The sequence below is a fragment of the Pseudarthrobacter sp. IC2-21 genome (genome assembly GCF_034048115.1).
Taxonomy (GTDB): Bacteria; Actinomycetota; Actinomycetes; order Actinomycetales; family Micrococcaceae; genus Arthrobacter; species Arthrobacter naphthalenicus.
The window spans coordinates 3107305-3127043 of the sequence record NZ_CP139145.1 but is presented as its reverse complement, the minus strand read 5'-3'; the positions used below and the strand labels follow the sequence as shown (position 1 = coordinate 3127043).

General features: G+C 62.6%; 25 protein-coding genes. 24 read left to right on the top strand and 1 reads right to left on the bottom strand.

All coding sequences use genetic code 11. The features are described from left to right. Positions 1–242: 242 nt before the first annotated feature. From tuf to SBP01_RS14335, 3 genes are all read left to right on the top strand, one after another. Complete coding sequence (tuf, locus tag SBP01_RS14345; RefSeq protein ID WP_275212239.1) at positions 243–1433, top strand: elongation factor Tu; 1191 nt, start codon at positions 243–245, stop codon at positions 1431–1433. Positions 1434–1905: 472 nt separating this feature from the next. Next, entirely contained in the window at positions 1906–5925 is a 4020-nt protein-coding gene (locus tag SBP01_RS14340; RefSeq protein WP_320536228.1) for a hypothetical protein, read from the top strand. A gap of 30 nt (positions 5926–5955) precedes the next feature. After that, complete coding sequence (locus SBP01_RS14335; RefSeq protein WP_275212241.1) at positions 5956–6081, top strand: hypothetical protein; 126 nt, start codon at positions 5956–5958, stop codon at positions 6079–6081. A gap of 7 nt (positions 6082–6088) precedes the next feature. Here SBP01_RS14335 and SBP01_RS14330 read toward each other — a convergent pair whose 3' ends face one another. Continuing rightward, a complete protein-coding gene (locus tag SBP01_RS14330) occupies positions 6089–7525 on the bottom strand; it encodes a GH1 family beta-glucosidase (RefSeq protein WP_320536227.1) in 1437 nt (478 codons plus the stop codon). 456 nt (positions 7526–7981) lie between these two features. Here SBP01_RS14330 and rpsJ point away from each other — a divergent pair, with 456 nt between their 5' ends. The 21 genes from rpsJ to secY all read left to right on the top strand — a co-directional run bounded on the left by rpsJ (position 7982) and on the right by secY (position 19734). Then, on the top strand, positions 7982–8290 hold the full coding sequence (gene rpsJ, locus SBP01_RS14325; protein WP_038464699.1) for a 30S ribosomal protein S10: 309 nt from the start codon (positions 7982–7984) through the stop codon (positions 8288–8290). 17 nt (positions 8291–8307) lie between these two features. Continuing rightward, positions 8308–8958 (top strand): 50S ribosomal protein L3, encoded by a 651-nt coding sequence (rplC, locus tag SBP01_RS14320; protein ID WP_108599010.1) that lies wholly within the window; start codon positions 8308–8310, stop codon positions 8956–8958. A gap of 4 nt (positions 8959–8962) precedes the next feature. After that, positions 8963–9586 carry a 50S ribosomal protein L4 gene (rplD, locus tag SBP01_RS14315; RefSeq protein ID WP_190987323.1) on the top strand — a complete coding sequence of 208 codons (624 nt, stop codon included), beginning with the start codon at positions 8963–8965 and terminating at the stop codon, positions 9584–9586. Further along, the gene (gene rplW, locus SBP01_RS14310; RefSeq protein WP_090950936.1) at positions 9583–9888 is read left to right on the top strand and encodes a 50S ribosomal protein L23; all 306 of its coding nucleotides are present in this window, start codon (positions 9583–9585) and stop codon (positions 9886–9888) included. The genes rplD and rplW overlap by 4 nt, the downstream gene beginning before the upstream one ends. Positions 9889–9917: 29 nt before the next feature. Further along, a complete protein-coding gene (gene rplB, locus SBP01_RS14305; RefSeq protein WP_320536226.1) occupies positions 9918–10757 on the top strand; it encodes a 50S ribosomal protein L2 in 840 nt (279 codons plus the stop codon). Positions 10758–10769: 12 nt separating this feature from the next. After that, on the top strand, positions 10770–11051 hold the full coding sequence (gene rpsS, locus SBP01_RS14300) for a 30S ribosomal protein S19 (RefSeq protein WP_011692805.1): 282 nt from the start codon (positions 10770–10772) through the stop codon (positions 11049–11051). A gap of 38 nt (positions 11052–11089) precedes the next feature. Beyond that, positions 11090–11455 carry a 50S ribosomal protein L22 gene (gene rplV / locus SBP01_RS14295; protein ID WP_003803798.1) on the top strand — a complete coding sequence of 122 codons (366 nt, stop codon included), beginning with the start codon at positions 11090–11092 and terminating at the stop codon, positions 11453–11455. Further along, positions 11456–12289, top strand: coding sequence for a 30S ribosomal protein S3 (gene rpsC / locus SBP01_RS14290; protein WP_190987322.1), 834 nt, complete (start codon positions 11456–11458; stop codon positions 12287–12289). Continuing rightward, complete coding sequence (gene rplP / locus SBP01_RS14285; RefSeq protein ID WP_190987321.1) at positions 12290–12706, top strand: 50S ribosomal protein L16; 417 nt, start codon at positions 12290–12292, stop codon at positions 12704–12706. It begins immediately after the preceding gene. Between the two features lie 2 nt (positions 12707–12708). Continuing rightward, positions 12709–13038 (top strand): 50S ribosomal protein L29, encoded by a 330-nt coding sequence (rpmC, locus tag SBP01_RS14280; RefSeq protein ID WP_320536225.1) that lies wholly within the window; start codon positions 12709–12711, stop codon positions 13036–13038. Continuing rightward, complete coding sequence (gene rpsQ / locus SBP01_RS14275) at positions 13035–13343, top strand: 30S ribosomal protein S17 (RefSeq protein WP_275212245.1); 309 nt, start codon at positions 13035–13037, stop codon at positions 13341–13343. The genes rpmC and rpsQ overlap by 4 nt, the downstream gene beginning before the upstream one ends. A gap of 687 nt (positions 13344–14030) precedes the next feature. Continuing rightward, on the top strand, positions 14031–14399 hold the full coding sequence (rplN, locus tag SBP01_RS14270) for a 50S ribosomal protein L14 (RefSeq protein ID WP_024366126.1): 369 nt from the start codon (positions 14031–14033) through the stop codon (positions 14397–14399). 3 nt (positions 14400–14402) lie between these two features. Beyond that, positions 14403–14762, top strand: coding sequence for a 50S ribosomal protein L24 (rplX, locus tag SBP01_RS14265; RefSeq protein ID WP_024366125.1), 360 nt, complete (start codon positions 14403–14405; stop codon positions 14760–14762). Next, entirely contained in the window at positions 14762–15343 is a 582-nt protein-coding gene (gene rplE / locus SBP01_RS14260) for a 50S ribosomal protein L5 (protein ID WP_275212246.1), read from the top strand. Before rplX ends, rplE begins: the two co-directional genes overlap by 1 nt. Positions 15344–15435: 92 nt before the next feature. Then, a complete protein-coding gene (gene rpsH, locus SBP01_RS14255) occupies positions 15436–15834 on the top strand; it encodes a 30S ribosomal protein S8 (protein ID WP_018773673.1) in 399 nt (132 codons plus the stop codon). An 18-nt stretch (positions 15835–15852) separates the two neighbouring features. Further along, the gene (rplF, locus tag SBP01_RS14250; RefSeq protein WP_275212247.1) at positions 15853–16389 is read left to right on the top strand and encodes a 50S ribosomal protein L6; all 537 of its coding nucleotides are present in this window, start codon (positions 15853–15855) and stop codon (positions 16387–16389) included. Positions 16390–16391: 2 nt separating this feature from the next. Continuing rightward, entirely contained in the window at positions 16392–16775 is a 384-nt protein-coding gene (rplR, locus tag SBP01_RS14245; protein WP_058931720.1) for a 50S ribosomal protein L18, read from the top strand. After that, positions 16772–17503 (top strand): 30S ribosomal protein S5, encoded by a 732-nt coding sequence (gene rpsE, locus SBP01_RS14240; RefSeq protein WP_275212248.1) that lies wholly within the window; start codon positions 16772–16774, stop codon positions 17501–17503. The genes rplR and rpsE overlap by 4 nt, the downstream gene beginning before the upstream one ends. Positions 17504–17506: 3 nt before the next feature. After that, on the top strand, positions 17507–17713 hold the full coding sequence (gene rpmD / locus SBP01_RS14235) for a 50S ribosomal protein L30 (RefSeq protein ID WP_190987316.1): 207 nt from the start codon (positions 17507–17509) through the stop codon (positions 17711–17713). Continuing rightward, positions 17714–18208: a 50S ribosomal protein L15 gene (gene rplO / locus SBP01_RS14230; RefSeq protein ID WP_275212249.1), complete on the top strand. Its 495-nt coding sequence runs from the start codon at positions 17714–17716 to the stop codon at positions 18206–18208. It begins immediately after the preceding gene. Between the two features lie 215 nt (positions 18209–18423). Beyond that, the gene (secY, locus tag SBP01_RS14225) at positions 18424–19734 is read left to right on the top strand and encodes a preprotein translocase subunit SecY (protein ID WP_275212250.1); all 1311 of its coding nucleotides are present in this window, start codon (positions 18424–18426) and stop codon (positions 19732–19734) included. Positions 19735–19739: the final 5 nt, after the last annotated feature.

Genomic DNA, 19739 nt, shown 5'->3' with positions numbered 1-19739 from the left:
CAAACTCGGGTGTGCTTCCGCTAGACGGAGGCTCGCCTGGTGCAGATGGCCGGAACACGGCCGGATGCAGTCCGGTCCAGCCGGGTTGCGGCCATCTGCACGAACAGGCTCTAGGCACTAGTATTAGTTCCTGAATCTGCAATTTCACCAATCCAAAGCCCCCCAAGTAGACTTACCTGAGTTTCTGCCGCGATAAGCGCGGTTGAAGGGTAAGTCATTTGAAAACGTTCTAGGAGGAACCTGTGGCAAAGGCAAAGTTCGAGCGGACTAAGCCGCACGTTAACATCGGCACCATTGGTCACGTTGACCACGGTAAGACGACGTTGACGGCCGCCATTTCCAAGGTGCTGTACGACAAGTACCCGACTCTCAACGAGAAGCGTGACTTCGCGTCCATTGACTCTGCTCCCGAAGAGCGTCAGCGCGGCATTACCATCAACATCTCCCACGTTGAGTACCAGACCGAGAAGCGCCACTACGCACACGTAGACGCTCCGGGTCACGCTGACTACATCAAGAACATGATCACCGGTGCTGCGCAGATGGACGGTGCAATCCTCGTGGTTGCCGCCACTGACGGCCCGATGGCACAGACCCGCGAGCACGTTCTGCTCGCCCGCCAGGTTGGCGTTCCCTACCTGCTGGTCGCGCTGAACAAGTCGGACATGGTTGACGATGAGGAACTGCTGGACCTCGTTGAAATGGAAGTTCGTGAGCTCCTGAGCTCGCAGGGCTTCGATGGCGACGAAGCACCGGTTGTTCGCGTTTCCGGCCTCAAGGCTCTGGAAGGCGACCCCGAGTGGGTCAAGTCCGTTGAGGACCTCATGGAGGCCGTGGACAACTCTGTTCCGGACCCCATCCGCGACCGCGACAAGCCGTTCCTGATGCCGATCGAAGACGTCTTCACGATCACCGGCCGTGGCACCGTTGTAACGGGCCGCGCCGAGCGTGGAACCCTCGCCATCAACTCTGAGGTCGAGATCGTCGGCATCCGCCCGGTCCAGAAGACCACGGTTACCGGTATCGAGATGTTCCACAAGCAGCTCGACGAAGCATGGGCCGGCGAGAACTGTGGCCTCCTGCTCCGCGGTCTGAAGCGTGATGACGTAGAGCGTGGCCAGGTTGTCGTCAAGCCGGGTTCCATCACCCCGCACACCGACTTCGAGGCCAACGTCTACATCCTTTCCAAGGACGAAGGCGGACGTCACAACCCGTTCTACTCCAACTACCGCCCGCAGTTCTACTTCCGCACCACGGACGTAACCGGCGTTATCACCCTGCCCGAGGGCACGGAAATGGTTATGCCTGGCGACAACACTGAGATGACCGTTGCGCTCATCCAGCCCATCGCCATGGAAGAGGGCCTCGGCTTCGCTATCCGCGAAGGCGGCCGCACCGTTGGTTCAGGACGCGTTACCAAGATCATCAAGTAATTACTTGCTGATCTAGTGTTGGCGGCCCGCTGGACGGTCCGCTAAGACTTATCAACAGCCCCGCTGCGTCTCTACGCGGCGGGGCTGTTGTTTGCTATCATTAATCCAGTCATTGGATTAATGAGCTGTGGTCTGCGCTGGAGGTATTACTGTGTCGGACGGGTTGTATGAGGCGGGCTACCGGGCAGGGCATCTGCAAGGGTGGCTTGACGCCATGGCCAAGGTGCAGGCCGCTGGGGGACAGGAACCTGATGCCCGTGTGGCTCCGCGGCCGGTTCCGGACGCGAGGCCGTCAACAGGAAGTACGACGACGGCGGGCGGGGGAGTGCCGTCTGCCGGCCGGGATCCGCTCGGGGCTGTCCCCGTTCCATGGGTGCCGCCATCCGCCGCTGCGTTGCCTTCGCGGCCGGCGCCGGTGACGCCGTCCCCGGCCCCTTCCCTGGCCCCTTCTTTGGCCCCGGGCTCACCACCGGTGCCACCACGATCTCCGGCCGCGTCCTTCCGGGACTACCCGGAGACCCCTGCCGAACGCCAGGCGCGGCGTGAAAAGCGTGACCGCCAAAACATCAACATCACCCTGTACGTTGCCAGCCTCCTCCTCGTGGCCGCCGCGGCATTATTCATTGGCACCAGCCTCCCGCCCACCATGCGGTTTGCCGGCGTCGTCAGTGTTACGGCGCTGTTCTATGGCGCGGGCTTTGTACTCCATGCAAGGGTGCCGCGGCTTAGGCCGGCCGCCGTGGCGTTTACCGGCACCGGCCTTGCCCTGGTTCCGGTGGCCGGTCTGGCGCTGTACAACTTTGCCCTGCCGAACGGTCCAGCTGCCTGGCTCTTGACGTCGCTGGTGGGCACCGTCGCCTACGTGGCGGCGGCCGTCAGGCTTGAGAGCCGGGTGCTGGTGTACCTCTCGCTGACCTTCGTCGCCTCCACTGCTTTCTCCGGCGTCTCCGTCCTGGGCGGCGCCCTGGTCTGGTACTTCGCATCGCTGATAGGTGTTGCTGCAGCTCTCACGGCACTGACCCTGGCTCGGCCCCGGTGGCTGCCGCCTGTGTATGTCAGGCCGCTCATGATCCTGCACCCCTACGTGGTTCCGGCCGTGGCCGCGGCTGCCACGTGCGTCCCTTTGTACTTGGAGAAGGCGGAGTACGCGTTGATCCTGTCGCTCTGCGGGGTCTACTTTGCCTTGATGTCCGTGCTCCCGGGGCCGTGGCGCCTGCGTAACTTCTATGCGGCACGGGCTGCCCTGACTGTTGCGGCCGCCGTCGGCCTCTGGGCTTTGACCGGCCGGGGGAGTGACGCCTTGCTGACAGCCAGCATCCTGCTTGCCGTCCAGGTATTTGGCGTTGCATACCTGTCCGCCCGGCGGGCAGCGGTATTTGCCGCCGTGAAAAGTGACGGCCACAGCGCCGCAACTCAGCCGGCTTCCCAGGGTCCTGCGATAGGTCCCGTCTCCGGAAACGGGGCGGCCGCACGCTGGCGGACCGATGCCATCATCACGTTTGGGCTTCAACTGGTGGCCACGGCGGCCTTCGGGGTGGCCCGCGAGGTCGCCGGCTTTGTCCAGGGATTTGTGCACGAAAATCTCGCGGCCAGGGAGCTGGCAGTACCGCTGTGGATTCCGGTGGCCTGCTCACTGCTGGCGGGTATGGTGCTGGCAGCCAGATGGCACGGCCGCACCGAGTGGGCGCCCGTAGCTGCCCTTGGCCTGGCGGGGCTGGCGAGCGGCTCCATGGGCATGTGGCCGCTGACCGTGATGCTTTTTCTCGGCTCGGGTTACTGGGCAGCCCGCGCAGCCTTCTCGGCGGGGATGACCCGCGGACGTCATGTTCTCGGCGCCCGGGCGGCCCTCACCCTGGCTGTACCCGTGACGGTGGCGGCCGTGATGGGGCAGGTACCGGGGCGGGATGAAGCCTCGGCGTTCGCCCTCTTAGTAGCACTGGTGTGCCAGCAAGTCTTCACCGCCCTCCTGCAACGTTCCGGGGTGGCAGCCTTTGCCCCGCAGGCGAGCCTCGGGGCATTCGGTGCCGCCGGAGCACTGGTCCTGACCGGCTTGCCGTTGCTGGAAGCGTCACCGGGCCACCCCCTGACGGCCGTCGCCGTGGGGGTCCAACTGCTGGCGGCGTGCGGCGTCGGGGCCATGATGCTTCCCCGGCCTGCAATGGAGAAGGACTGGCACGCGACCATATGGGAGGCTCTGCCGCTTGCCTCGTCCGCGGGAGCTGTTGCTGTTGCCTTCCAGTCCGTTTCGCAGACTGCCGGAAACGTAACGCTGCTGTTGCTGGTGGCATATCTGGCGGTGACAGCGGTGCGCCTGCCGCTGCGTCAGCACCGCTGGGTTTACTGGTGGCTCGCCCGGGCGGCGGGAACGGTCCTGGCCCTGACGGCCTTTCACCAGCTCCAACGGGACGCCGGCCCCGTGGTCATCGCCGGCGAGGTGGTGGTCCCGGCCATGGTCCTCGTGACGGTCCTGGCACTGCAGCTGTGCCTGCCGCTGGTGGCGGCAGGCCGACGTCGTGCTCCCCGCGGGATTGCCGCAGATGCTGCCGGAGTGATCCTCCTGCAGCTGGTGGCCGCAGCCACCCTGGCTCAGGCCGGGACGGCAGAATGGCAGCCGGCGGCCGCTGCAGTGCTCGCGGGCCTGGGCGCCGCCGGGTCGGGATACGTCCTGCGCGGTGAGGCGGCGGCGGTCTGGCTGGCGCCCTTCACCCTCGGCTCCCTGCTGGCTTTCAGCGGCGAAAGCCTCCTGACGGTCGAACTGGTCCTGGGCATTTTCGCGGTGTATGCCGCCCTGATGGTGGTGGCTGAGCCGCGGCGTGCCTGGAAGGGCTGGTATTTCGTTGCAGCCCGGGTGCTGACCGCCGGCTTGGCCTTGGTGCTGAGCTACGACATCGGGGCCTCCGTCACTGCGGTGTCGGTGACCTTTGCCCTCGTACTTGCCGCCCAGCATGGTATCCGGTGGGTGATGCGCAAGCGGCTGGCTGAAGTTCCCTTCCAGCAGGCCGCGGTCTGGATCACGCTGGCAGGGCAGGCGATCCTGCCGCTCGTGTACGTGGCGGGTCAACGGACCGCCGCGCTGCGGGCGGTGGATGACGACGGCGGCCGCTGGGTGGTGCTGCTTGAGCTGCTCCTGCTTTTTGTCTCCGCAGCCGTGGCCCGCAGACTGTTCGCGGCCCGGGGTTCCCTTTACTTCGCCGTGTACGCGGCACTGTTCGGCGTGCTCGCCCTGGGGCCGCTGATCACGTTTGGGGGGACCTTCCTGATCTCAGCCGTGCTGAGCCACGCCGCGACCGCAATGGTGCTGCTCTCTGTGGCCTTGCTGGCGGTCGTGGCCGGAGTTCTGGAGCGCGGGCGGAAGGTGGACCCCGGGGATATTGAGCATTGGTTGTGGCTGGTTTCGGCGGGGGCCTTCGCAGGCGCCGGCCTGCTCGTGTCCCCGTTGGCGGCGGCCTGGGTGACAGCTGCTGCGGTTCTGGTTCTTGCCGTGGTGTTGTTTGCGGCGTCGCACCTCGCAAACCAGGCGTTGCTGTACGCGCCGGCAGCACTGGCCACCCAGTGGGGCGCCATTGCGCTGGCGGGGGAGATCCTCCCGCACTCCGGCGGTACGTGGGCTGAGTTCCTGCCCTGGTTGGCGGGTGCGGGCGCGGCTTCAGCCGCGCTCTATGCGGGGCGGCTGATTCGCGCCAATGCACTGGACGCTTACCCAACAGGTGCGGTCTCCTCCGACGCCGGGCCATGGCAAGGTGACCCGGTGCGGCGCTGGTCGCTTGCCGGCGGCGCCTTCCTTGGCCTGGTTCTGGCGGCCGTGGCCGGAATAAGGCACGACGCCACTTCCTGGACGGCCGCAGCGGTCCTGGCTGCCGCCGTCGTCATTGCTTACCGGGAGGCACCCGCCAAGGCGCGGCGGATCTCCCTGGAGCTGGGCGCTTTGGTGCTGACTGCGGCGGTCCAGCGTGCCGCCCTCTTTGCGCTCGATATGCCGGACGCGCCTGATACGCCGGCCACGCTCAGCGGTCGGTGGCCTGCCGGCATGCCGGATCCGTTCTGGGCGGCTCAATGGTATGTGGTCCTGGGCGCCGTCCTCGGCGGATTCCGGTACGTCTGCGGACATAGGCGGGCCGGGCGGTTTGTGGTGGGTGCCGCCGCCGCGTTGTTGTCAGCGGGTGCCTTGGCCGTCGTGTTCGGGGGAACGGGTGCGCAACAGTTGTGGGTGCTGGTCATGCTGGCGCTGCTGCTGGTGGCCGGGCTCATGGCCGGTGACCGGCTGTTTGTCTGGTGGGGTGCGGCCGGGGTGGCGGCGTGCATCCTCTGGGCGATGAGGCATTACACGTTCCTGCTGCTGGCAGTGATTGCCGTGGGACTTATCGCCTTTGCCGTCTGGCGCCTGAACCGCGGCACGGCAGCCGGAGCAACCGATGCCGGACCGGAAGCGCGGCCGGATCCCGCGGATACCACCCGCTCCCGGGACCACAAGGAACCCTCCGGCCGGCACTGATACTGTTGCTAGCAGCGAGAGGAGTTCATCATGGGATGGCTGATTTTTCTGATCATCGCGGCCGCCGTTGTTGCGGGAGTGTTCTGGGCCAAAAAGCATTTCCGCAACGAGATCGACCGCGCCAAGCGCATCAACCGCGCCAACAAGAACCAGTAGGCGGGCCTCAGCTGGCCAGCGGTTTCCGGGCCAGGCTGAGTGCCTTGTACCAATAGAAGGACTCCTTCGGGGTCCGCTCCTGCGTGTCAAAATCCACGTGGACCAGGCCGAAACGCTGCGAATACCCGGCCGCCCATTCAAAGTTGTCCATCAGCGTCCAGACGTAGTAGCCGCGTAGGTCGACATCTTCAGCGATGCCCCCGGGTGCGGTTGCCTCCATCGCGTGGTGTAGATGTCCGGCGATGTAATCGATCCGCGGCTGGTCCGGCACGGGGCCGGTGACATGGTCCGGCTCAGGGAAGCTCGCACCGCTTTCCGTGATGTAAATGGGCGGCAGGGCCTCCTTGTAGCGGTCCTTCAGTTCCCGCAGCAGGATTCCCAGATGGTCCGGAGCGACGGGCCAACCGAAACCCGTTGTCTCATACTCTTCAAAGGGCACCTGATGCGCGGGAATCCTGGTCATCGCTTCGGCCGGCACCGTCAGGTCATCGCCGGTGCCCTGCCCGGCGGCGACCTTCACCGGCTGGTAGTAGTTGACCCCATAGAAGTCCACGGGCTGCTGGATGGTGCGCAGGTCGGCGTCGGAAATCCTGGGCAGCGAACGCACCCATGGCTTCGTGAACCGTAGCGAGAAGGGGTAGCGGCCCAAGAGGATGGGGTCGGCATAGATCCGGTTCAGCATCAGGTCGAACACCTTGGCGGCAACCCTGTCTGCAATCTTTCCGGTGGCGGCCCTGACGGGGGAGTGCAGGTTCGTCACGCCTATCCCGCCCCGGACACCTTCGGCCCGGAGCGCCTGAGTGGCCAGCCCGTGGGCCAGGAGTTGGTGGTGCACGGCGGGAAAGGCGTCGAAGAGAAGATAGCGCCCGGGTGCGTGGGTACCCAGGGCATAGCCGTTCAGCACAACGGAGGCCGGTTCGTTGAGCGTGACCCACTGGTCCACCCGGTCCCCGAAACGCTCGCCGGCCGCCGCTGCGTACTCGGCGAACCGCTCGGCAGTCACCCGGTTCATCCAGCCCCCGCCCTGTTCCAAAGGCAGCGGCGTATCCCAGTGGTACAACGTAGCCATGGGGGAGATGCCGGCTTCAAGGAGCCGGTCAATCAGGCGGTCGTAGAAGTCAAGGCCCTGCGTGTTGAAAGCACCGCGGCCGTCCGGCTGGATCCGCGGCCAGGAAATGGAAAAGCGGTAGGAATCGACGCCGAGTTCCCGCATGAGCGTTACATCTTCAGCCGAGCGGTTGTAATGGTCGCAGGCCACCGCCGGTGAGTGACCGTCACGGATGGCCCCGGGCTTTTCCACGAAGGCGTCCCAGCCGGAAGGGCCCCGGCCGCCGGCGGCCAGGCCGCCCTCGATCTGGAACGCGGCCGCCGCCACTCCCAGAGTGAAGGTCCGGGGCAGGCGGCCGGCCAAATCCTGGATGGAAACGCCATCTTCGACGGTCATCCCCCCATCATCCATTCGGAAGTTGACGAAGGCAATGACCTCAACTGGGTAGCACTAACTGTCGTTTTGACGCCCCATAACGACAGTTGGCGCTACCTACTTGGGGGAGCGGGCCGCAGATTCGCTTCTGCAGATAATATCCGGCATACTAGATGAGTTGTTCAAGCGCTTCTTCGTGTCCCGATCCGGATAATGCCGGGTGTCAGGGTCCAAGTGGAAGCCCAAACATAACCCACTCCCCATGGAACTGCGGATTTGTATGCGTGCTAAACGCGACACGCCCGACCGCGGGGGTCGGGTTACGTCGGCAGGTTGAGGAACCCGGATTCATCCGGATTCAGCTTGTGCGGCGGGTGGTAGTTCAGACTTCAAATGCTTCGGCAGCCACATGCAACACGAATAGTGAACAGAGCAGCCCTACTCAGAGCAGCACTAACTGAAAGAGAGTCAGGCGACATGGCGGGACAAAAAATCCGCATCCGGCTGAAGTCATATGACCACGAGGTCATTGACGTTTCAGCACGGAAGATCGTTGAGACGGTCACGCGCGCAGGCGCAACGGTAGTTGGCCCTGTGCCGCTGCCTACGGAGAAGAACATCTACTGCGTAATCCGCTCTCCGCACAAGTACAAGGACAGCCGCGAGCACTTTGAAATGCGCACGCACAAGCGTCTTATCGACATCATCGATCCCACGCCGAAGGCTGTTGACTCGCTTATGCGTCTCGACCTGCCGGCCGACGTGAACATCGAAATCAAGCTGTAGGGAGGTGCTGAGAGACTATGACCGCAACCCGTAACGTAAAGGGCCTGCTGGGCACGAAGCTCGGCATGACCCAGGTCTGGGACGAGAACAACAAGCTCATCCCCGTCACTGTGGTCCAGGCAGATTCGAACGTCATCACCCAGCTGCGCAACGCAGACACTGATGGCTACGTCGCTGTACAGATTGGCTACGGCCAGATCGATCCCCGCAAGGTTACCAAGCCGCTGGCTGGTCACTTTGAAAAGGCAGGCGTCACGCCTCGCCGCCACGTCGTCGAACTGCGCACTGCAGATGCTGACACTTACGAGCTGGGCCAGGAGCTGTCTGTTGAGCTCTTCGAAGCCGGCCAGAAGATCGACGTTATTGGCACCACCAAGGGTAAGGGCTTCGCCGGTGTTATGAAGCGTCACGGCTTCCACGGCGTTGGAGCTTCCCACGGTGCCCACAAGAACCACCGTAAGCCCGGTTCCATCGGTGGCGCATCCACCCCGAGCCGCGTCTTCAAGGGCATGAAAATGGCCGGCCGCATGGGCGCCGTTCGTCACACCACGCTGAACCTCACGGTTCACGCAGTTGACGTCGAGAAGTCGCTGCTCCTGATCAAGGGTGCCGTCCCCGGCGCCCGCGGCCAGGTCGTACTCGTACGCACCGCCGTGAAGGGAGCCTAGTTCAATGACTAGCACTGTCAAGGTTGACCTGCCTGCAGAGATCTTCGACGTTCAGACCAACGTGCCGCTGCTGCACCAGGTCGTCGTTGCCCAGCTCGCTGCTGCTCGCCAGGGTACCCACAAGACCAAGACCCGCGCCGAAGTTTCCGGTGCAGGTCGCAAGCCGTTCAAGCAGAAGGGCACCGGCCGCGCCCGTCAGGGTTCAATCCGTGCTCCTCACATGACCGGTGGTGGCGTTGTCCACGGTCCCACACCGCGGGACTACAGCCAGCGCACCCCCAAGAAGATGATTGCTGCTGCACTGCGCGGCGCACTGTCTGACCGGGCACGCAACGGTCGCATCCACGTTGTCGCTGAACTGGTGGAGGGCACCAAGCCGTCCGTCAAGACCGCGCTGGCAACGCTGCGCGGAGTTTCCGAGCGCAAGAACCTGCTGGTTGTCATCGAGCGCGCCAACGACGTTGCAGCACTTTCCGTGCGCAACCTCGCCGGTGTTCACGTTCTGTACGCAGACCAGCTGAACACCTACGACGTACTCGTCTCTGACGACGTTGTCTTCACCAAGGCTGCCTACGAAGCATTCGTTGCTGACAAGGCAGTAGCAAAGAACGAGGAGGATGCCAAGTGAGTGCAGCCACCATCAAAGACCCGCGCGACGTCGTGCTTGCACCCGTCGTATCGGAAAAAAGCTACGGCCTGATCGATGAGGGCAAGTACACCTTCCTGGTGGACCCCCGCTCGAACAAGACCGAGATCAAGCTGGCCGTGGAGAAGATTTTCTCCGTCAAGGTCGAATCGATCAACACCATCAACCGTGCCGGTAAGCGCAAGCGCACCAAATTCGGATGGGGTACCCGCAAGAGCACCAAGCGTGCAATTGTGAGCCTCAAAGAAGGCACCATCGACATCTTCGGCGGTCCGCTCTCGTAGCGGAGACCACTTTAACGAGGAAATAAACTATGGGAATCCGTAAGTACAAGCCGACTACACCGGGCCGTCGTGGCTCGAGCGTAGCGGACTTCACCGAAATCACGCGGTCGACTCCGGAAAAGTCGTTGGTACGTCCGCTGCCCAAAAAGGGCGGCCGTAACAACACCGGTAAGATCACCACTCGTCACAAGGGTGGTGGACACAAGCGCCAGTACCGTCTGATCGACTTCCGTCGCCACGACAAGGACGGCGTCAACGCCCGCGTTGCCGAAATCGAGTACGATCCGAACCGCACGGCTCGTATCGCCCTCCTGCACTACGTTGATGGCACCAAGCGTTACATCATCGCCCCTAACAAGCTCTCCCAGGGTGACGTTGTTGAGGCAGGTTCCGGTGCTGACATCAAGCCCGGTAACAACCTGCCCCTGCTCAACATCCCGGTGGGTACCGTAATCCACGCAGTTGAACTGCGTCCGGGTGGCGGCGCCAAGATGGGCCGCTCCGCCGGCGCATCGATCCAGCTTGTTGCCAAGGAAGGCCGCTTCGCCCAGCTGCGTCTGCCTTCCGGCGAAATCCGCAACGTTGATGTGCGCTGCCGCGCAACCATCGGCGAGGTCGGCAACGCCGAGCAGTCGAACATCAACTGGGGCAAGGCCGGCCGCATGCGGTGGAAGGGCGTTCGCCCGACCGTCCGTGGTGTCGCCATGAACCCGGTTGATCACCCGCACGGTGGTGGCGAGGGTAAGACGTCCGGTGGACGTCACCCCGTCAACCCGAACGGTAAGCGTGAGGGCCGCACCCGCCGCCCGAACAAAGAGAGCGACAAGCTTATTGTGCGTCGTCGTCGTACTGGCAAGAACAAGCGATAGGAGCCTGGACACATGCCACGCAGCCTGAAAAAAGGTCCTTTCGTTGACCAGCACCTCTTTGTGAAGGTGGACAGGGAAAACGAAAAGGGCACCAAGAACGTCATTAAGACCTGGTCCCGCCGTTCGATGATCATCCCCGACATGCTCGGGCACACGATCGCCGTACACGACGGACGCAAGCACATTCCGGTGTTTGTCACTGAGTCGATGGTCGGGCACAAGCTCGGCGAATTCGCTCCCACGCGGACATTCCGCGGCCATGTCAAGGACGACCGTAAGGGCAAGCGCCGCTAGGCGCCTGCACTTACGTCAAAGACGAGAGAAGGAAAGCAATGGAAGCCAAGGCAATTGCGCGTCACATCCGCGTAACGCCTATGAAGGCCCGGCGCGTCGTCAACCTTGTTCGTGGTAAGCAAGCGAATGAGGCTCTGGCAATTCTGAAGTTTGCCCCCCAGGCAGCTTCAGAGCCGGTATTCAAGGTAGTTCAGTCGGCAATCTCCAACGCCCGGGTCCTCGCGGACCGCGACGGCGTGGCGTTTGACGAAGGTGACCTCATCATCAGCGAAGCGTTTGTTGATGAAGGCCCGACCATGAAGCGGTTCCAGCCGCGAGCCCAGGGTCGTGCATTTCAGATCAAGAAGCGCACGAGCCACATCACCGTGGTAGTCGCTACCCCGGAGAAAGAGGAGGCTCGCTAAGTGGGACAGAAAGTTAACCCGCACGGGTTCCGACTCGGCATCACCACCGATCACGTATCGCACTGGTTTGCTGACAGCACCAAGGCCGGACAGCGGTACAAGGACTTCGTTCGCGAAGACATCCGTATCCGCCAGCTCATGTCCACGGGCATGGAGCGCGCCGGTATCGCCAAGGTCGAAATCGAGCGCACCCGTGACCGTGTCCGCGTGGATATCCACACGGCACGTCCCGGCATCGTTATCGGCCGCCGCGGCGCTGAAGCAGACCGCATCCGCGGCGAGCTTGAGAAGCTCACGGGCAAGCAGGTTCAGCTGAACATCCTCGAGGTCAAGAACCCCGAGATGGAAGCTCAGCTTGTTGCCCAGGGCGTTGCTGAGCAGCTGACTTCCCGCGTGGCTTTCCGCCGTGCGATGAAGAAGGCCATGCAGTCCGCACAGCGTGCAGGTGCCAAGGGCATCCGTATCGCTTGCTCCGGTCGACTGGGCGGCGCTGAAATGTCCCGCTCGGAGTTCTACCGCGAAGGCCGTGTGCCCCTGCACACCCTCCGTGCGAACATCGACTACGGCTTCTACGAGGCCAAGACCACTTTCGGCCGCATCGGCGTGAAGGTCTGGATCTACAAGGGCGACGTCACCGCCAAGGAACTGGCTCAGCAGGCAGCTGCTGCTCCGTCCCGCGGCCGCGGCCCCAGCGATCGTCCGGGCCGCCCGGGTGGCGCTGACCGTGGTGACCGCCGTCGTCGTACCGACCGTCCGGCAGCAGAGGCAGCTCCGGCTGCCGAGGCTCCGGCAGTTGAGGCTGCACCCGCTGCAGTAGAAGGAGGACAGGCTTAAATGCTTATCCCACGTCGAGTCAAGCACCGTAAGCAGCACCACCCGGGTCGTTCCGGCGCTGCTACGGGCGGCACCAAGGTCTCCTTCGGTGAGTACGGCATCCAGGCCCTGAGCCCGGCATACGTCACGAACCGTCAGATCGAGTCTGCCCGTATCGCGATGACCCGCCACATCAAGCGTGGCGGCAAGGTCTGGATCAACATTTACCCGGACCGTCCGATCACGAAGAAGCCGGCCGAAACCCGCATGGGTTCCGGTAAGGGTTCACCGGAGTGGTGGGTCGCTAACGTCAAGCCGGGACGGGTTCTCTTTGAGATCTCCGGCGTCGAAGAATCGGTAGCTCGCGAGGCCCTGCGCCTGGCAATCCACAAGCTCCCGTTGAAGGCACGCATTTTGCGTCGCGAAGGTGGTGAATAGAAATGGCAGTAGGATCCAAGGAACTTGCATCCGCACAGCTGGACACGTTCGACAACGAGCGCCTCGTTGAAGAGCTCCGTAAGGCTAAGGAAGAGCTGTTCAACCTGCGTTTCCAGTCCGCCACCGGTCAGCTGGAGAACCACGGTCGTCTGCGCGCGGTAAAGAAGGACATCGCACGCATCTACACCGTTCTCCGTGAGCGCGAGCTGGGCATTCGTGCCGAGGTTGCCGCACCCGTTGTGGAAGCCAAGGAAGAGAAGAAGTCCAAGAAGGCTGCAACCAAGAAGGCCGACAAGGCTGAAACGGTTGACACCGAGGAGGATGCCAAGTGAGTGAAAAGGACGAGAACGTGACGGAAACTGTTTCCGCGGCAGCTACCGCTGCCGAGCGCGGTGACCGTAAGACGAAGCGCGGCTACGTGGTCTCGGACAAGATGGAAAAGACCATCGTTGTCCAGGTTGAGGACCGCGTAAAGCACGCCCTTTACGGCAAGGTCATCCGCCGCAACACCAAGATCAAGGCTCACGACGAAGAGAACAGCGCCGGCATCGGCGACCTCGTTCTCCTCGCCGAGACCCGCCCGCTGTCCGCTACTAAGCGGTGGCGCCTGGTCGAGATCCTCGAAAAGGCCAAGTAACACCCGCAGCCTGCTTGCAGGTCCTGCACCGGAAACCCCCGTTCCCTTTTGGGAGCGGGGGTTTCCTCGTATTCCGGGGGAGGGGCACCCAAGGTGCGCCAAAAGCGTGCCATGCGGGACGCCGTCGCCCGCCCCGCCCCGGTTCCCGCGCCTCCCCGCCGCCCGCCTCCCCGCCGCCCGCCTCCCAGATTCGGGACCCTCTCTCACTTGATGCGGGTTTTTGGCGGGACGCTCACTTTCCTGAAGAGAGTGAGCGAGCGTTGCCCGAAAAGGCACATTAAGTGAGAGAGCGTCCGACGGCGGCGGGCCGCGTTGGCCGGGAACGGCACCTGCGGGGGGCGGGGCTGCGCAGCGGGCACCGCCGTCGAACGTCCACCCGCATGGCTGGCAGGGACTGCCTGGGGTGTGATATGGGAGCTGGCCCGATCTGTGCTAAGATTTTGAGTTTGTATGGCGCCGTTCGTGCGCCGACATCAACCTCGTAAACAATCGTGCCACGGCATAGTGCCCCCTAGCGCTTCGGACCTGTCCGAAACCGCCTGGGAAGCAAATGTTTTTGGCACGGGAGTTTAGGCCTGGTCTGGCAAAATCCAGGCAGGTCAAGAGACACCCCGATCAACCGTTCCGCAAGGCTCATTCCGTAGCAAGACCTCGGCCTGAGAACCGGCGCGACGCAAGGAGTAAATAGTGATTCAGCAGGAGTCGCGACTCAAGGTCGCCGACAACACGGGTGCTAAGGAAATCCTTACCATTCGCGTTCTCGGTGGATCTGGCCGTCGCTACGCAGGCATTGGCGACGTCATCGTCGCTACCGTCAAGGACGCAATTCCGGGCGGCAACGTAAAGAAGGGCGATGTTGTTAAGGCAGTCATCGTCCGTACCAAGAAGGAACGCCGCCGTGCGGATGGTTCCTACATCAAGTTTGACGAGAACGCAGCTGTGATCCTGAAGGCTGACGGTGACCCCCGCGGTACCCGCATCTTCGGACCGGTTGGTCGTGAACTCCGTGACAAGAAGTTCATGAAGATCGTTTCTCTGGCTCCGGAGGTGCTCTAGTCCATGGCTAAGATCAAAAAGGGTGACCTCGTTCAGGTCATCACTGGCGCCAAGGCTGAGCGCGGCGGCGACAAGGGTAAGCAGGGCAAGGTTCTGCGCGTATTCCCCGAGACCAACCGCGTGTTGGTTGAAGGCATTAACCGCGTAACCAAGCACACCAAGGTCGGTCAGTCGCAGCGCGGCACCAAGACCGGTGGCATCGAGGTTGTTGAAGCCTCGATCCACATCTCCAACGTGGCTCTGGTTGACCCGTCCACCAAGAAGCCCACCCGCGTCGGTTTCCGCACCGAGACCGTTGAGCGCGATGGCGTGAAGCGCGAAGTGCGTGTACGCGTGGCCAAGAGCTCCGGGAAGGACATCTAATGACTGAGACTCTCGAGACTCCGGCAGCGAAGATCGTTCCTCGTCTGAAGACCAAGTACGCCGAATCCATCAAGAGCACGCTCGTTGAGGAATTCAAGTACACCAACGTCAACCAGGTTCCCCGCCTGGTGAAGGTCGTTGTGAACATGGGTGTTGGAGATGCCGCCAAGGACTCCAAGCTGATCGACGGCGCTGTCCGCGATCTCACCGCGATCACCGGCCAGAAGCCGCAGGTAACCAAGGCCCGCAAGTCGATCGCACAGTTCAAGCTGCGCGAAGGCATGCCCATCGGCGCGCACGCAACTCTGCGTGGAGACCGCATGTGGGAATTCCTGGATCGTCTGGTCACGCTGGCTCTGCCCCGTATCCGCGACTTCCGCGGCCTCAGTGGCAAGCAGTTCGACGGCAACGGCAACTACACCTTCGGTCTGACCGAGCAGGTTATGTTCCACGAAATCGACCAGGATTCCATCGACCGCACCCGCGGCATGGACATCACGGTTGTCACCACTGCCAAGACCGATGACGAAGGCCGCGCGCTGCTGAAGGCGCTTGGTTTCCCGTTCAAGGCCGAAGACTAATCTAACTACGTAACAGGTCCTTCGGTGCAGCCCTGCAGTTCCTGCAGAGGCCGGACCGAGGAAACCGTTATGAGGAAGGGCACGAGCCCACCATGACAATGACAGATCCTGTCGCAGACATGCTTACGCGTCTGCGCAATGCAAACTCGGCATACCACGATTCCGTGACCATGCCGTACAGCAAGCTCAAGGCACGCGTTGCCGACATCCTGAAGGCCGAAGGTTACATCGCCTCCTGGAAAGAAGAAGACGCTGAAGTCGGCAAGAAGCTGACCCTCGAGCTCAAGTTCGGTCCGAACCGCGAGCGTTCAATCGCTGGTGTTCGCCGTATTTCCAAGCCGGGCCTGCGTGTTTACGCAAAGTCCACCAACCTCCCGCACGTGCTCGGTGGCCTGGGTGTCGCAATCCTGTCCACCTCTTCCGGCCTCTTGACTGATAAGCAAGCCGGCAAGAAGGGCGTGGGCGGCGAAGTCCTCGCCTACGTCTGGTAACGGGAAAGGAAGAGAATAATGTCACGTATTGGACGTCTCCCCATCACCGTTCCCGCCGGCGTTGAGGTCAAGGTTGACGGCTCTGTCGTCAGCGTCAAGGGTGCCAAAGGCGAGCTGAACCACACTGTGGCCAGCCCGATCGAGGTTTCCCTGGAAGCAGAGACCCTGACCGTCGCCCGCCCGAACGACGAGCGCGCCTCCCGTTCACTCCACGGCCTGACCCGCACCCTGATCTCGAACATGATCGAGGGCGTAACCAAGGGCTACGAGAAGAAGCTTGAAATCGTTGGTACTGGTTACCGCGTTCAGGCCAAGGGATCTGACCTTGAGTTCGCTCTCGGCTACAGCCACCCGGTCAATGTCATCGCACCGGACGGCATCACCTTTGCAGTTGAGACCCCGACCAAGCTCTCTGTTTCAGGTATCAACAAGCAGCAGGTCGGCGAGGTTGCTGCCAACATTCGCAAGCTGCGGAAGCCGGACCCCTATAAGGGCAAGGGCATTCGCTACGCAGGCGAAGTCATCCGCCGCAAGGTCGGAAAGGCTGGTAAGTAACCATGGCCATCTCAATTAATAAGAAGCGTACGAACAAGAGCAAGTCTGCTTCGCGCAGCCGCCGCCAGCTTCGTATCCGCAAGCGCATCTCCGGTACGGCTGTTCGTCCTCGTCTGGTCGTCAACCGTTCCGCACGCCACGTATTCGTCCAGGTTGTCGATGACACCAAGGGCCTGACCGTAGCGAGCGCGTCCACTCTGGAAGCCGACCTTCGTGCATTCGAAGGCGACAAGACCGCCAAGGCCAAGCGCGTTGGCGAGCTCGTCGCCGAGCGTGCGAAGGCTGCCGGTATCGAAGCAGTTGTCTTCGACCGCGGTGGTAACAAGTACCACGGCCGGATTGCTGCTGTCGCTGACGGCGCACGTGAAGGTGGGCTGTCACTGTGACGGAAGCAAACAAGGAAAAGGACACTGTGTCTGCAGATCAGAAGGCGACTGAAGCCGTAGCTGCTCCGGCCACTGAGACCACTGCTCCCGCAGCCGCTGCCGACGACCGCCGTGGTGGCGCTCGTCGTGGCGAGCGTGGAGACCGTGGCCAGGGCCGCGGCGACCGTGGTGGCCGTGGCGGCCGCGACGGCGGCCGTGAAGCTGAGAAGAGCCAGTTCATCGAACGCGTTGTCACCATCAACCGCGTTTCCAAGGTGGTCAAGGGTGGTCGTCGCTTCAGCTTCACCGCCCTGGTCGTCGTTGGTGACGGTAACGGCATGGTCGGCGTTGGCTACGGCAAGGCTAAAGAAGTTCCTGCCGCAATCGCGAAGGGCGTTGAAGAGGCCAAGAAGTCCTTCTTCCGCGTTCCCCGCATCGGCAACACCATCCCGCACCGCGTTCAGGGTGAGGCTGCCGCAGGCGTCGTAATGCTGCGTCCGGCTTCCGCCGGTACCGGTGTTATCGCCGGCGGCCCGGTCCGTGCAGTACTGGAGTGCGTGGGCATCCACGACATCCTCTCCAAGTCGCTCGGTTCCGCAAACGCCATCAACATCGTTCACGCGACCGTTGATGCCCTGAAGCGCCTCGAAGAGCCGGCAGCAGTGGCAGCACGCCGCGGCCTGCCCCTCGACGAGGTTGCTCCGCCGGCAATGGTGAAGGCAATCCTGAACCAGAAGGCGGGTGTCTAAGTCATGGCTAAGAACCTGATTCCCTCCGACTCCCAGTTGGAGATCACTCAGATCAAGTCCGTCATTGGCGGCAAGCAGAACCAGCGCGACACCCTTCGGTCCCTCGGCCTGAAGCGGATCGGACACACTGTTGTCCGCACCGCCGACGCCGTGACCGTTGGAATGCTCAACACGGTTCCGCACCTGGTAAAGGTAGAGGAGGCGAAGTAAATGGCAGAGAAGAACACTGCTGAGAAGGCACAGGGCGCCGCTGCTGAGAAGCAGAACGCTCTGAAGGTCCACCACCTGCGTCCCGCTCCGGGTGCCAAGACCGCCAAGACCCGCGTTGGTCGTGGTGAAGGTTCCAAGGGTAAGACCGCCGGTCGCGGTACCAAGGGTACGAAGGCCCGCTACCAGATCAAGGCTGGCTTTGCCGGCGGCCAGCTGCCGCTGCACATGCGCCTGCCGAAGCTGCGCGGTTTCAAGAACCCGTTCCGCGTTGAGTTCCAGGTTGTAAACCTGGACAAGCTCAACGAGCTGTTCCCCGAAGGTGGCACTGTCACCGTGGAGAACCTGGTCGAAAAGGGTGCCGTTCGCAAGAACCAGCCCGTCAAGGTGCTGGGCACCGGCGACATCACCGTCAAGGTTGACGTCACCGCCCACGCATTCTCGGCCAGCGCCGCGGACAAGATTGCTGCCGCAGGCGGAAGCACCACCGCTCTCTAGAGCGGTGGGCTGACGCCCGTTGTGAACTCCCGGCGTGCAGGACCTCAGGGCCCTGCACGCCGGGAGTTTTTTCACATCCGCCCGGCGAATATTTCCCGCCGCCCGTCGCCCGGGCGCCCCTAAGGATTATTCGCAGGACCCATCCACCCGTTAGACTCGGTTGTTGGGATTATTGAGACCCATCACACCACCCCCTATACAACACAGGAGGACGCTTGCTTAGCGCATTTGGCCGGGCCTTTCGCACGCCTGATCTGCGACGCAAGTTGTTGTTCACGCTGGGAATCATCACAATCTTCCGCTTGGGTGCCTTCATTCCCTCGCCTGGTGTGAACTACCAGAATGTCCAGCAATGCTTGCAGAACGGTCAGACGGCAGGCGGGCTCTACCAGCTCGTCAACCTGTTCAGCGGCGGTGCCTTGCTTCAGGTGTCCATCTTCGCCCTGGGCATCATGCCGTACATTACGGCCAGCATCATTGTGCAGCTGCTCCGGGTGGTTATTCCCCGCTTCCAGCAGCTGTACGAGGAGGGCGCCTCCGGGCAGTCCAAACTCACCCAGTACACCCGGTACCTCACCATTGCCCTCGGCCTGCTGAACGCAACGACGCTGGTGTCGCTGGCGCGTTCAGGCCAGCTGCTGCCGGGCTGTGCGCTGCCTATCATTCCTGATAGCAGCATCATCACCACGATCCTGATCATCATCACCCTCACCGCGGGCACCGGACTCATCATGTGGATGGGCGAGCTGGTCACGGAAAAGGGTGTGGGCAACGGTATGTCGCTGCTCATCTTCACGTCCATCGCGGCCCAGTTCCCCACCTCGCTCGGTGCCATCTGGACCTCGCAGGGACCCGGAACCTTCTTCCTGGTTCTGGCCATCGGCCTGGTGACAGTGGCCCTGGTGGTATTCGTGGAGCAGTCCCAGCGCCGCGTCCCGGTGCAGTATGCCAAGCGCATGATCGGACGCCGCACGGTGGGCGGAACCAGCACCTACATCCCCATCAAGGTGAACATGGCAGGCGTGATCCCCGTGATCTTCGCGTCCTCCATGCTGTACCTGCCGGGGCTGATTTCACAGTTCAACCAGCCCAAGGCCGGCGAGCAGATGCAGCCGTGGGTTGAGTGGATCAACAACAACCTGACCCGAGGAGACCACCCGATCTACATGGCGCTGTACTTCGCCATGATCGTGTTCTTCACCTACTTCTACGTCGCGATCACCTTCAACCCTGAAGAGGTCTCCGACAATATGAAAAAGTACGGCGGTTTCATTCCGGGTATCCGTGCCGGTAAACCGACCGCGGACTACCTGCAGTACGTACTCTCACGAATCACGCTTCCCGGTGCCATCTACCTGGGCTTCGTGGCGCTGATTCCGTTGATTGCACTGGTACTGATCAACGCGAACCAGAACTTCCCGTTCGGTGGCACCTCGATCCTGATCATGGTGGGCGTTGGCCTTGAAACCGTCAAGCAAATAGATGCGCAACTACAGCAACGTCACTACGAAGGGCTATTGCGATGACAAAA